The sequence below is a fragment of the Acinetobacter bouvetii genome (assembly GCF_902753875.1).
GTDB classification, from domain to species: Bacteria; Pseudomonadota; Gammaproteobacteria; order Pseudomonadales; family Moraxellaceae; genus Acinetobacter; species Acinetobacter bouvetii_A.
This window is the reverse complement of the sequence record NZ_CADDTS010000036.1, coordinates 15,892-28,053: the sequence shown is the minus strand read 5'-3', so window position 1 is coordinate 28,053 and position 12,162 is coordinate 15,892. Positions and strand designations below refer to the sequence as shown.

Genomic DNA, 12,162 nt, shown 5'->3' with positions numbered 1-12,162 from the left:
TATAATAATATTGAAGGTCTATTTTTTACGGTTTATTTACGTTACATTCGGTAGAACTTGTTTTATTTTGATCATTGTTAATATTTAACAGGACAAAATAATGAGTAATTTACTCATGGCTAGACATAATATAGCTGACGAAGAAGCGGTCCCTGAATCCATGCCATCTGCGCGTCAATGCTGCGATATTGAAGATATTCTATTTTCAGAAGAAATCGAAAACTATCTGCAGCGCTATCCCAATACCCGTCATGTTGAGATTTGCCTGCACGATCTGAATGGTCATGTCCGCGGCAAGCGCATAGATATTGTCGGTCTAAAAAATATTGCACAAGGCTGTTATTTCCCAATGTCTATTTATGCCATGAGTCTTGATGGAGAAGTGATTGAAGAATCGGGTTTAGGAAAATCGATCGGTGAGCCGGATTATTTATGTAAACCTATATTGGGAAGCCTGCAGCCCTGCGCTTTAAATCCGGAGTCCAATGCACAGTTATTCCTAACCATGAAAGATGACAATCATCAAGATTGCGAAGTTGAACCGCGCAATATTTTAAAAAAAAGTTTAAGAGCGCTGCATGATCAAAACTTTTATCCTTGCATGGCCGCAGAATTGGAGTTTTATTTATTTGACAGCAATGAAAAATCTGGCTCCAATCAGATTTATTTAAATCAATGTTTTGATGTGAATGTGCAAGATAAATATCAAGACGTTCTGGATGAAATTGAACGAATTGCCCTTTTGCAGGGGATTCAGATTACAGGCTTAGTCTCGGAATCATCTTCCGGGCAATACGAAATTAATATTCAGCATAGCGGTGATATTTTGAAGCTATGCGATCAGATCATGATGCTAAAGCGCACCATTAAGCAAGTCGCTGTAGAACATGGGTTACATGCAAGCTTTTTGGCTAAGCCTGATCTGAATAAAGCGGGCAGCGGCATGCACTTTCACATGAGTTTGTTAAATCAAGACCAGCAGAATATTTTCAGCATGAAGCAGAATCCTTTACCGTCACGGCAATTATTAAAGGCGATCAGCGGGCTGATAGTCTTGCTGCCGCCGTCCATGGCCGTGCTTGCCCCGAATGTAAACTCATTCCGCCGGTTTAAAGCTGGAAACCATGTGCCCTTAGAAGCTAATTGGGGCGTGAATAACCGCAATGTGGCCATTCGCATACCATGTTCGGACAATGAAAATCAACGCTTGGAATATCGTGTTGCAGGTGCGGATTGCAATCCTTATTTAACTGCAGCCCTGATTTTGATCGGCACACTGCATGGGTTGACACAGAATCTGGAAATTCCACAGCAAGCCACTCAGATAAAAAATAAACATCAGCCGCACTTTTTAAGTACGAATCAGCTGGATGCTTTAACATTTTTTCACCGGAATACTGTTTTGCAAAAATATCTCGGCAAAAGATTTATGGAATTATGGTGTGCAGTTAAACGTGCTGAGCATCAGTATATGTACAGCCAAATTACTTTGATCGAACAACATTGGGATATTTAACTGCTTAAAAATGTATAACACGATAAATAATGAAGAGGATGCTAGAAATCAGAAGCTCAATGAAGAATTGTATTTGAAGTATAGTTTACAGGAAATTGATTCTGACATTTTAGTAAAGAAATACCAGTATGCGTCAAAAAGTATGAAAAAAATAATTCATACTATTTTTAAAGAAAGAGGTTTTAATCGAAGTGAGATAGATCATATATTCAAATCACTCAAGTAAAATAATTATGCCAATAGAATTGCTGATACTATTGGCATTTAACTTTTAAAAAGATTTAGTCAGGGTGAATACTGCTTCAGTTTTTACCCCTTTTTTATTTTGACTTGTAAAGTCTTTGGTTTTTAAATTACTACCAACCGCTGCTAATTCTGCATTTATTCCCATTGGCTTATAGCGGTAAGTTGCACCAATTTTCCAATCAAAAAAATGGTCTTTTGCTTCAGAACCATAAATGTCCTGATTTGCTTTGGAATAACCTAAGCTAACATTTGTGCCAAAATTAGTTTGAGCAATCGGTGTAGCATATAAGACATTAAAATACCAATTTGAGATATCTTTACCTATACTGTCACTGGCAGCTTTGCCGCCATAGTTATAGGTATAGCTTATGCTTGGTGTAAAGCTATCGTTCTGATGCAGCAACGCATTAAAGATCATTTTGAAATAGTATTCATTATAATTTAAATCGCTGTTGCCGATGTAATTGTAGCGCAGCATGCCAAGATCAACTGCAGGATGGATTGAACCTAGCGCGATTGGCGCTGTATAGCCGATCTGGGGATCCAGTTCTAAATTTACTTCGTCATCAAAATCAACATTCGATGCAAATGCAGCAAGATAAAATCCTGAAGCATGGCTTAAAACAAAGTTTCCCTGCAAGGCCGGATCATTCTGGGTTTGCGTTTGGCCGCGCCAGCGGTAGTCGCTGGCCAATGATACATTACCTGCAAAGCTTAAAGCGGGAGAGCTTTCATCTCCAGTAGCAAAAGCATAACTTGAATAGAGCGGTATAAGGCTAAAAAGTAGATGGTATAATTTTTTCATAACACTTTAAATTAGTAGTCATTGAAGTAATGTATGTTATGTTTTAATTTATTGATATATAATAAAATTATCGTAAATTTTGCGTAAAATAAGTATAAAATTTAAGATGAATATTTTTTAAAGTCGCAGATTCAAATCCCAAGTGCAACACATTTGTAGTTAGTTGAAAAAGTTAGGTGTATTCATAGAATCATTAGACTTTACCGCAAGGAAGAGTTTTGCCAATGCACGGTTTGAAACGGATATAGAGGAAGGGTTAGATGTGCTGGAGGAATACTACCCTGAACAAGCACAAAACCGTACGGTGGAGCAACAAGCTTCGCATGAAGGGTTTGTGCAGGATATTCAGCAGGGGTTGCAGCAATCAGTCAGACCCGTCAACTAATCGGTTGGTTGGAAAAGAGCAGCTTTCTAGGTTGCTCTTTTTTTACGACAGTATTAGTCGTGGGAGTCGTCAAAGTACTATTTTAGCTATAGTTATCCCGTTAAAATAACAAGACTTAATTAATCTCTATTTTTTTTGTTAAGTGCATGACTTTTAATAGGTCGTAGATATGCTAACTTAGCAACATTGTTTAACATTAAGTATAAAACCAAAGCGGTTGATCTTGGATTGAGGAAATAAAATGCATTCATTGGAACAAAAATTTCTAAATGACTTAGATGACAAGCTTTGGAAAGCCGCCGATAAATTACGCAGCAGTCTGGATGCCGCTAACTACAAGCATATTGTTTTAGGACTGATTTTCTTAAAGTATGTATCAGATGCTTTTGATGAACGGCAATCTGAACTCAAAGAATTGTTTGCACAAAAAGACGATCACAACATCTATTACATGCCGCGTGATCAGTACGACAGCGAAGAAGAATACCAACAGGCTATTGCTGATGAATTAGAAATACTGGATTACTACCAAGAAAAAAACGTATTTTGGGTGCCAAAAGCAGCACGTTGGTTAAGTATCCGTAATGCAGCAGCACAAGCGATTGGCTCTATCATTTGGCAGGATGAACAAGGGCAAGATGTCAAACTACGCTCTGTATCCTGGCTGATTGACAATGCCTTTGATGAAATTGAAAAAGCCAATCCAAAGCTTAAGGGTATTCTGAATCGTATTGGACAGTATCAGCTGGACAATGACAAGCTGCTTGATCTGATCAACACCTTCTCTGACACCAGTTTTACCAAGCCTGAATATAATGGCGAGAAACTCAGTCTGCACAGTAAAGATATTCTCGGGCATGTCTACGAATACTTTTTAGGACAGTTTGCTTTGGCTGAAGGCAAGCAAGGTGGGCAGTACTACACGCCTAAAAGCATTGTAACTTTAATCGTTGAAATGTTGCAGCCTTATAAAGGGCGAGTGTATGACCCAGCGATGGGTTCAGGCGGATTCTTTGTATCCAGTGAAAAGTTCATTGAACAACATGCGCAAGAAAAGCATTACAAAGCATCAGAGCAAAAAAAGCATATTTCTATCTATGGGCAGGAAAGTAACCCGACCACATGGAAACTGGCAGCCATGAACATGGCGATTCGCGGGATTGATTTTAATTTTGGTAAAAAGAATGCTGACAGCTTTTTAGAGGATCAGCATCCAGACTTGCGTGCCGACTTTGTAATGGCCAATCCGCCTTTTAATATCAAGGATTGGTGGCATGCTTCTCTAGAAAGTGATGTGCGCTGGAAATATGGCACTCCACCACAAGGTAATGCCAACTTTGCTTGGATGCAGCACATGCTGCACCATCTGTCACCTACAGGCAGTATGGCATTGTTACTTGCCAATGGTTCGATGAGTTCCAATACCAACAATGAAGGTGAGATCCGTAAAAACTTGATCGAAGCCGATCTGGTGGAATGCATTGTTGCATTACCAGGACAACTGTTCACCAACACGCAAATTCCAGCCTGTATCTGGTTTCTAACTAAGGACAAAAAGAATGGCTTGTCTTTAGATAAAAAGAAAGCCAACCGTGAAGGCAAGACTCTGTTCATCGATGCCCGTAATTTGGGCTATATGAAAGATCGTGTACTGCGTGACTTTACCGATGCAGATATTGCTAAAATCACCAATGCTTTACATGCTTGGCAACAAGGCGAAAATTTTGAAGGCGAAGCGTATCAAGATGAGAAAGGTTTCTGCTTCTCTGCTGAGTTAAAAGATATTCAGAAGCACGACTATGTATTGACCCCAGGGCGTTATGTAGGTGCAGTCGAGCAGGAAGATGATGGCGAACCATTTGCTGAGAAAATGCTGCGTTTGACTGCTCAGCTCAAAGAACAATTTGCTGAAAGTGCGGTCTTGGAAAGTGAGATTAAAAAGAATCTAAAGGGCTTGGGCTATGAGTTCTGATCATTCTTTATTGCTGGAAATTCAGAAGGGTGAAAGTCAAACCCTTGAATTTAAAGAGCAGTTGCCGAAAGGGCAACAGGTGGCAAAGACCCTGATTGCTTTTGCCAATACCAGTGGCGGTAAATTGGTGGTGGGTGTAAGTGATGATCGCCAACTCGTAGGTATTCAAGATGATATTTTTGAGTTGCAAGATCAGATCACTTCGATGATCAATGAACTGTGTATGCCGAACATTCTGCCGTATATCTATATCGAGAATATCCAAGGCATAGAGTTGCTGGTGATTGAAGTCAGCCGTGGTTCATTATTGCCTTATTATCTCAAGCCGCAAGGCAAGGCACTGGGGACCTATATCCGTTTGGGTGCAAGTAATCGTGTAGCATCGTCTGAGTATATCCAGCAACTTGAATTGCAACGCCTGAACCAAACTTTTGATGAACAGCCGAATCCACAATACAGTTTAGATGACATTGATTTACAGCCTTTGCAGCATGCCTTTGCTGAGCTGGGCAAAGAACTGTCTTTGCAGAAAATGCGTAATCTCAAATTGATCATTCAGCAGAATGGACAGGATTACCCAAGTCATGGGTTACTCATTTTGTTGGGGCTTTATGAGCAGGTTGAGATTAAATGTAGCCGCTTTAAAGGCGCGACCATGACAGTATTTTTGGATAAAAAAGAATACCGTGGAGACTTATTTAGTCAGTTGAAGCAAACAGAGCAATTCATCAAAAACCATCTGCATCTACGTGCTGAAATTTTAGGGTTACAACGTACAGAAAGTTATGAAATCCCCATTCCTGCAATTCGTGAAGCCTTGGTTAATGCAGTGTTACATCGTGACTATAGTAATGCAGGGCGTGATATTAAGGTCGGTATCTATGATGACATCCTAAATATCGTATCTCCGGGTGGTTTGCCCAATGGTCTGACTGAAGAAGATTTGGCGCAAGGTCGTTCCGAGATCCGTAATCGTGTCTTGGCCCGTGTGTTTAAAGAGCTGGGTTATATCGAGCAGTGGGGCAGCGGGATTGCCCGGATTAAAGATCTTTGTTTACAGTCAGGCAATGCTGAACCTCAACTGAAAGCACAAGGGGATTTTGTCGATTGGGAGTTTTACCGTCCTTCGACTGAGAAAATAGGTGGCTCAATAGGTGGCTCAATAGGTGGCTCAATCCAAGAAGATATGCTGACTGATCGGCAAAAAGAGATTTTAGTTTTAATTCAGCACAATCCGAAAGTTTCCTATCGCTATATGGCAGAGCAGCTCGGTATTAATGAATCAGCAGTGAAAAAACATCTAAACCATTTAAAAGATGCAGGCTGGCTTGAGCGTATGGGTGGAACTCGTGGCTATTGGGCGATTAAGAAAGAGTTTGGGAAGTAATAATGAAATCTAATTGGACTATTAAATCTCTTGGAGAGTTAATAACTTTACAAAGAGGGCATGATCTACCTTCGCAAGATAGAATTGAAGGTACAATACCTGTGATGGGATCATCAGGTCTTACTGGATATCATAACAAAGCTATTACTTCAGGACCTGGCATTGTTATTGGTCGAAGTGGTAACTCAATGGGAGAAGTGAGTTATTGTTTATGTGATTTTTGGCCTTTGAATACTTGCTTATATGTAACTGATTACAAAGGGAATGATAAGAGATATATATATTATCTTTTAAAAACAATTAATTTTGACCAATTTAACTCTGGTAGTGCTCAAAAATCTTTAAATAGAAATGCCGTATATCCATTTCAGGTAAATATTACCACTTGTAAGAATGAACAGAAGAAAATTGGAGAAATACTAGCTACCTTAGAGGAAAAATTAGATTTAAATAACCAAATCAATCAAACTTTAGAATCCATTGCCCAAGCCATTTTTAAAAGTTGGTTTATCGACTTTGAGCCTGTGCGTGCCAAAATTGCAGCTAAGCAGAACGGTGAAGATCCTGAACTTGCGGCTATGTGTTCCATTAGCGGTAAAAGTCAAGTTGAGCTTCAGCAAATGTCTTCCGATGATTTTGCTGAGTTACAAGAAACTGCTTCATTGTTTCCTGATGAGTTGGTGGAGAGTGAATTAGGTGAAGTGCCGAAGGGGTGGGAAGTAAATAGCTTAGGAAATATATGTAATTTTACTCCTGGTTCAGCATTTAAACCTGAATATCAAGGGCAAACCCAAGGAGAGATTCCTTTTATCAAAGTTAGTGATATGAATCTCAATGGTAATGAGATTTTTATTGTTAAAGCAAACAACTATATTGATAATAGCCTTCAAAAAGAAAGGAAATTTAAACTTCATGAAGAGGGCGCGACAGTATTTGCAAAGATTGGTGTGGCACTTATTTCTAACAGAAGAAGAGTGTTAACGATGCCTACTATTATTGATAATAACATGATGTCAGCTTCTCCTTTGAAAGGATTATCAACTCCTTACTATTTGTATTTATTATTGAAAACTATAGATTTTAATACATTAGTGTCAGGTACTGCCTTACCTTATTTGAATGTTTCCGATCTAAGAAAAATTTTAATCGTTCATCCAACTATAAATTTATTGAATAAATTTGAATTAATGGCTAATCCTCTTTTACAAAAAATAAAGTTGAATTCTGTGCAGTGTGAGGGGTTGGTTACTTTACGAGATAATTTACTACCAAAATTATTGTCTGGTGAAATTGATGCCTCTGTATTAAATGGAGAGCATGGATAAGCCATGGATCAATATCAGCAATATGATTGGGATCGAATTCCTGTTTGGAATAAGGACAGCCTAAAAGACAGTTTTATTTTAATGAATGATCAGATTAATGGCCGTATTCCTGTTACAAAATTAGAGCATTGGAATCAATTTACTTCATTTTTGGAATCAGAATTTTGTAATCGTAAAAGGGTGGATTTGGTTTTTCGTGGACATAGGCGTTATGACTGGGGATTAACACCAACTTTAGCTCGTTTTAATAAAGAAAATATAATCGTCGAGGAGTTGGCTGAGGAGCAGTTAAAATTCTTCCGTAAGGCTATTCGGGGCAGAATTTCTGATCACTCTTTGTTTAATAGCGATGATAAGCGAGAGGATGATGAGCTGTGGGCAATTGGACAGCACTATGGATTAAAAACCCCATTGTTAGATTGGACGTATTCACCTTATGTCGCTTTATTTTTTGCATTTTCAAAAGCGAACGAAACTGAAGAAAAAGATAACCCTTATAGAGCCATTTATATTCTCAATAAAACAGCTATATCAGATGAGAATTACTTCAGTGAGATTCGAGTATTAGAACCTAGAAAAGATGATCATGGTCGTTTGGTTAATCAAGCTGGGCTTTTTACTTTTTCACCTTATAATGCCACGATTGAAAATAAACTGATCGAAGTTCTTGGAAGTGAAGAATATCCTGATGCAAAATTTAGAAATGCTTCACAAGACGCGGAAGAAGAACCAAGCATTTTGGCAGAATATATTTGCAAAGTTTTTATTAAAAATGAACAGCAAAAAGAATGTTTAAGATTTTTACGGCGTATGAATGTTCATCATGCGAGTTTATTTCCTGATCTTATTGGTGCAGCGGATTATTCAAATATTTTAATTGAAGAATGGGAACAACATAGACAAGACAAACAAGCTGTTCTTTTGAAACCAGAGCCAATTGTTATTGCCCCACCAAGCATTCATGCTGAGATTTTTGTACCTAGTCCAACTATAGAATCGCAGGATATTACATCCATTGTTAAAGTATTACATGGAGCTTTGTCTCAAGATGAAGTTGTAGAGAAAGATTCATTAGATAAGATCGCCTACGAAATTGCGAAAACTCTCACAGACTATAAAGAAGTTGATTTTGAGGAAAGGGGTGATCTTGCGTTAGAGCTGAAAGCAAAGCTTAAAATAATTTTGCGAAAACTAGAATATCCAGAAAACAACAGAGAATCAGCTGTTTATAATATTTTTGATTTTGTTGTAAAAGGGGGCGTTTAACCATGAACGAAACACAACTCGAAAACTTATGCCTTGACTGGTTCTCCGAAAATGGCTGGGAAGTTGTTCATGGTATTGATATTGCGCCTGACAGCAGTAACCCTTTACGCAAAGACTATAAACAGATTTTACTTGAAGCTGATGTACAAGCTGCTTTTGAACGCTTGAATCCGCATTTACCTGTAAGCTGTTTTGAACAAGTTTTATTGAAGCTCAGTCAACCTGAAAGTCTGGACTTAGTGACCAATAACCGTGCTTTCCATCGTATGTTGTTGGAGGGTGTACCTGTCACTTATAAGGAGCAGGATGATTGGGTACATGACCATGCCTTCTTGGTAGACTTCAATCATGTGCATCAAAATCGTTTTGTTGCTATTAATCAATTTACCATTTTGGGCACTAAGCGACCTCGACGTCCTGACATCATCTGTTTTATCAACGGTATTCCTTTTGCTGTGTTGGAACTAAAAAGCCCGACGGATGAAAATGCGGATATTTGGGATGCCTTTGACCAGCTGCAAACCTACAAAGAAGAAATTTCTGATCTGTTTGTTTTTAACGAAGCATTGGTAGTCAGTGATGGCATAACAGCCCGTGTGGGTTCACTTACGGCGAATCAGGAACGCTTTTTACCGTGGCGCACCATCAAGAATGAAGATGATAAACCTGCTTTAGAATGGGAGCTGGAAACCGTTGTTCGAGGTTTCTTTGATCGGGAATTGTTTCTGGATTACATCCGCTTCTTTGTGCTGTTTGAGACAGATGGCGAAAAAACCATTAAGAAAATTGCAGGCTATCATCAGTTCCATGCGGTCAGGGAAGCAGTACAAGCCACCATTACAGCAGCCAATCCAACTGGAGATAAAAAAGCAGGTGTTGTTTGGCATACTCAAGGTTCAGGTAAAAGTATCTCCATGTGTTGCTATGCAGGGAAGCTCCTACAACAGCCAGCCATGCATAACCCAACCTTGTTGATTGTGACAGACCGAAATGATCTGGATGGGCAACTGTTTGAAACCTTTAGTAATGCTCAAGAACTATTAAAACAAACCCCAGTACAAGCCAACAACCGTGATGAGCTGAGACAGCTATTGGCTGAGCGGGAGTCTGGCGGAATTATTTTTACCACGGTACAAAAGTTTGCACTATTAGAAGGTGAGAGTGAGCATCCATTATTAAATGGTCGCCACAATATTGTCGTGATGTCAGATGAAGCACATCGTAGCCAATATGGTCTGAAAGCAAAACTAGGTAATGATGGCACGTACAAGTTCGGCTATGCCAAGCACATGCGCGATGCCTTGAAAAATGCTGCATTTATTGGCTTTACTGGAACACCGATTTCAAGTGAGGACAAAGACACCCGAGCCGTCTTTGGTGACTATGTCTCCATCTATGATATTCAGGATGCCGTCGATGATGGTGCAACCGTTCCGATCTACTACGAATCACGTTTGGCAAAGCTGGATATCAATCAGGCTGAAATTGAAGAGTTATCTGATCAAGTTGATGAGGTTGTAGAAGATGAAGAAGATGTTGGTAACCGAGAAAAGACCAAGAGTGAGTGGAGCCGACTAGAAAAACTGGTGGGTGCCACACCACGGCTGAAACAGATTGCTGCGGATTTAGTCACGCACTTTGAAGCCCGGACTGAAGCCACGGCGGGTAAAGGCATGATTGTCAGCATGAGTCGTGAGATTTGTGTTCATCTCTATAATGAGATTGTCGCCTTGCGCCCAAAATGGCACGATCCTGACCCTGAAAAAGGAAAAATTAAAGTGGTTATGACGGGATCAGCATCGGATAAACCTTTGCTGCAACCACATATTCACAACAAACAAGTTAAAAAGCGTCTTGAGAAACGCTTTAAGGATGTCAAAGATCCTTTGCAGTTAGTGATCGTGCGCGATATGTGGCTTACAGGGTTTGATGCGCCTTGTACGCACACCATGTATATCGATAAGCCAATGAAAGGGCATAACCTCATGCAGGCCATTGCCCGAGTGAACCGGGTCTTTAAAGATAAACAGGGTGGACTAGTTGTTGACTATATCGGCATTGCCAATGAATTGAAGCAGGCCTTAAAAACCTATACCGATGCCAAAGGGAAAGGTGAGCCGACCTTACGTGCAGAAGAAGCCTATGCAGTGCTGGCTGAAAAGATGGATGCGATAAGGGGAATGTTCGCCAAAACCAATGAACAGGCAGGCATGGATTTAAGTGCTTATGAAACTCAGGCACACCGACTCATTATCCCCGCAGCTAACTATGTGCTGAGCTTGAAGGATGGTAAAAAGCGTTTTCTTGATTTAGTCCTGGCAATCAATAAAGCCTTCTCTTTATGCAGCACCTTGGATGAAGCGAAGAACCTGCACAAAGAAATTGCCTTTTACTCAGCCATTAAAGCAGTCATTAGCAAGCATACCTCTGTGGATCGTAAACTGTCGCAAGCTGAAAAGGACAGTACGTTAAAACAGATTCTGGATAATGCTGTCATTGCTGATGGGGTAACAGATGTCTTTGCAATGTGTGGTTTGGATAAACCGAACATTGGTTTGCTATCAGATGAATTTCTCGAAGATGTACGGCAGATGCCATACCGTAACTTGGCAGTTGAACTGCTGGAAAAGTTGCTGAATGATGGCATTAAGGCAAAGACACGAAACAATGTGGTGCAGGAAAAACGCTTCTCTGACCGTTTGCAGGAAACCTTGAGGAAATATAATAACCGAGCGATTGAAACTTCTCAGGTCATTGAGGAACTTATTCAAATGGCGAAAGAGTTTCAGGCGGATATGGCGCGTGAAGCTGCACTTGGTTTGAATCCAGATGAAATCGCTTTCTACGATGCCTTAGCGAATAATGAAAGCGCTGTCAGAGAGCTTGGAGACGATACGCTGAAACAGATCGCCCGAGAGATTACCGAGAAGCTCAGGAAGTCAACGACAGTTGATTGGCAAGTTCGGGACAGTGTCCGTGCTCAGCTTAAAATTTTAGTTCGTCGAACCTTGCAGCGTTGGAAATATCCACCTGATAAAGCAGCAGAGGCAATTGAGCTTGTGATGAAGCAGGCGGAGACTTTGTCAAATTCTTGGACGAGTGGATAAGTCATATTCAATCAATATTAGACTTGTAAATGATCAAAAAATCCATATATGTTTTTAAAATGAAATAAGAATAAATTATTTTTTATTCTTATAATTCATTGTCTTTAATGAGGAAATAATACTAAAATAGTAATTTGATTAAATGAAATATAA

8 protein-coding genes and 1 pseudogene are annotated in these 12,162 nt (G+C 39.6%); 8 read left to right on the top strand and 1 reads right to left on the bottom strand.

Annotation, left to right across the window (positions count from 1 at the left end; all coding sequences use genetic code 11):
- Nucleotides 1-100: 100 nt before the first annotated feature.
- Both FB6_RS10855 and FB6_RS16695 read left to right on the top strand, forming a co-directional pair.
- Nucleotides 101-1,516 carry a glutamine synthetase family protein gene (locus FB6_RS10855; protein ID WP_004733098.1) on the top strand — a complete coding sequence of 472 codons (1,416 nt, stop codon included), beginning with the start codon at nt 101-103 and terminating at the stop codon, nt 1,514-1,516.
- A 10-nt stretch (nt 1,517-1,526) separates the two neighbouring features.
- The gene (locus FB6_RS16695; RefSeq protein ID WP_121531930.1) at nt 1,527-1,742 is read left to right on the top strand and encodes a hypothetical protein; all 216 of its coding nucleotides are present in this window, start codon (nt 1,527-1,529) and stop codon (nt 1,740-1,742) included.
- 45 nt (nt 1,743-1,787) lie between these two features.
- Here the strand turns inward: FB6_RS16695 and FB6_RS10850 are convergent, their stop codons facing one another.
- Nucleotides 1,788-2,567, bottom strand: a complete 780-nt coding sequence (locus FB6_RS10850; protein ID WP_121531932.1) for a TorF family putative porin — start codon at nt 2,565-2,567, stop codon at nt 1,788-1,790.
- Nucleotides 2,568-2,763: 196 nt separating this feature from the next.
- Between FB6_RS10850 and FB6_RS16690 the strand changes: the two are divergent.
- From FB6_RS16690 to FB6_RS10820, 6 genes and pseudogenes are all read left to right on the top strand, one after another.
- Nucleotides 2,764-2,952, top strand: a pseudogene (locus tag FB6_RS16690) (hypothetical protein); the annotation flags it as partial.
- Between the two features lie 241 nt (nt 2,953-3,193).
- Nucleotides 3,194-4,924 carry a type I restriction-modification system subunit M gene (locus tag FB6_RS10840; protein WP_174560017.1) on the top strand — a complete coding sequence of 577 codons (1,731 nt, stop codon included), beginning with the start codon at nt 3,194-3,196 and terminating at the stop codon, nt 4,922-4,924.
- Nucleotides 4,914-6,311, top strand: coding sequence for an AlbA family DNA-binding domain-containing protein (locus tag FB6_RS10835; RefSeq protein ID WP_174560016.1), 1,398 nt, complete (start codon nt 4,914-4,916; stop codon nt 6,309-6,311). Before FB6_RS10840 ends, FB6_RS10835 begins: the two co-directional genes overlap by 11 nt.
- A gap of 2 nt (nt 6,312-6,313) precedes the next feature.
- On the top strand, nt 6,314-7,636 hold the full coding sequence (locus FB6_RS10830; RefSeq protein ID WP_174560015.1) for a restriction endonuclease subunit S: 1,323 nt from the start codon (nt 6,314-6,316) through the stop codon (nt 7,634-7,636).
- A gap of 3 nt (nt 7,637-7,639) precedes the next feature.
- Entirely contained in the window at nt 7,640-8,902 is a 1,263-nt protein-coding gene (locus tag FB6_RS10825) for an FRG domain-containing protein (protein ID WP_174560014.1), read from the top strand.
- A gap of 2 nt (nt 8,903-8,904) precedes the next feature.
- A complete protein-coding gene (locus FB6_RS10820; RefSeq protein WP_174560013.1) occupies nt 8,905-12,009 on the top strand; it encodes a type I restriction endonuclease subunit R in 3,105 nt (1,034 codons plus the stop codon).
- The last annotated feature ends 153 nt before the right edge of the window (nt 12,010-12,162 follow it).

Excerpts from the sequence above, each read along its gene's own strand:
- FB6_RS10825 (WP_174560014.1), top strand. The coding sequence starts at position 7,640 with ATGGATCAATATCAGCAATATGATTGGGATCGAATTCCTGTTTGGAAT.
- FB6_RS10855 (WP_004733098.1), top strand. The coding sequence starts at position 101 with ATGAGTAATTTACTCATGGCTAGACATAATATAGCTGACGAAGAAGCG.
- FB6_RS10820 (WP_174560013.1), top strand. The coding sequence starts at position 8,905 with ATGAACGAAACACAACTCGAAAACTTATGCCTTGACTGGTTCTCCGAA.
- FB6_RS10835 (WP_174560016.1), top strand. The coding sequence starts at position 4,914 with ATGAGTTCTGATCATTCTTTATTGCTGGAAATTCAGAAGGGTGAAAGT.
- FB6_RS10840 (WP_174560017.1), top strand. The coding sequence starts at position 3,194 with ATGCATTCATTGGAACAAAAATTTCTAAATGACTTAGATGACAAGCTT.
- FB6_RS10850 (WP_121531932.1), bottom strand. The coding sequence starts at position 2,567 with ATGAAAAAATTATACCATCTACTTTTTAGCCTTATACCGCTCTATTCA.
- FB6_RS10830 (WP_174560015.1), top strand. The coding sequence starts at position 6,314 with ATGAAATCTAATTGGACTATTAAATCTCTTGGAGAGTTAATAACTTTA.
- FB6_RS16695 (WP_121531930.1), top strand. The coding sequence starts at position 1,527 with ATGTATAACACGATAAATAATGAAGAGGATGCTAGAAATCAGAAGCTC.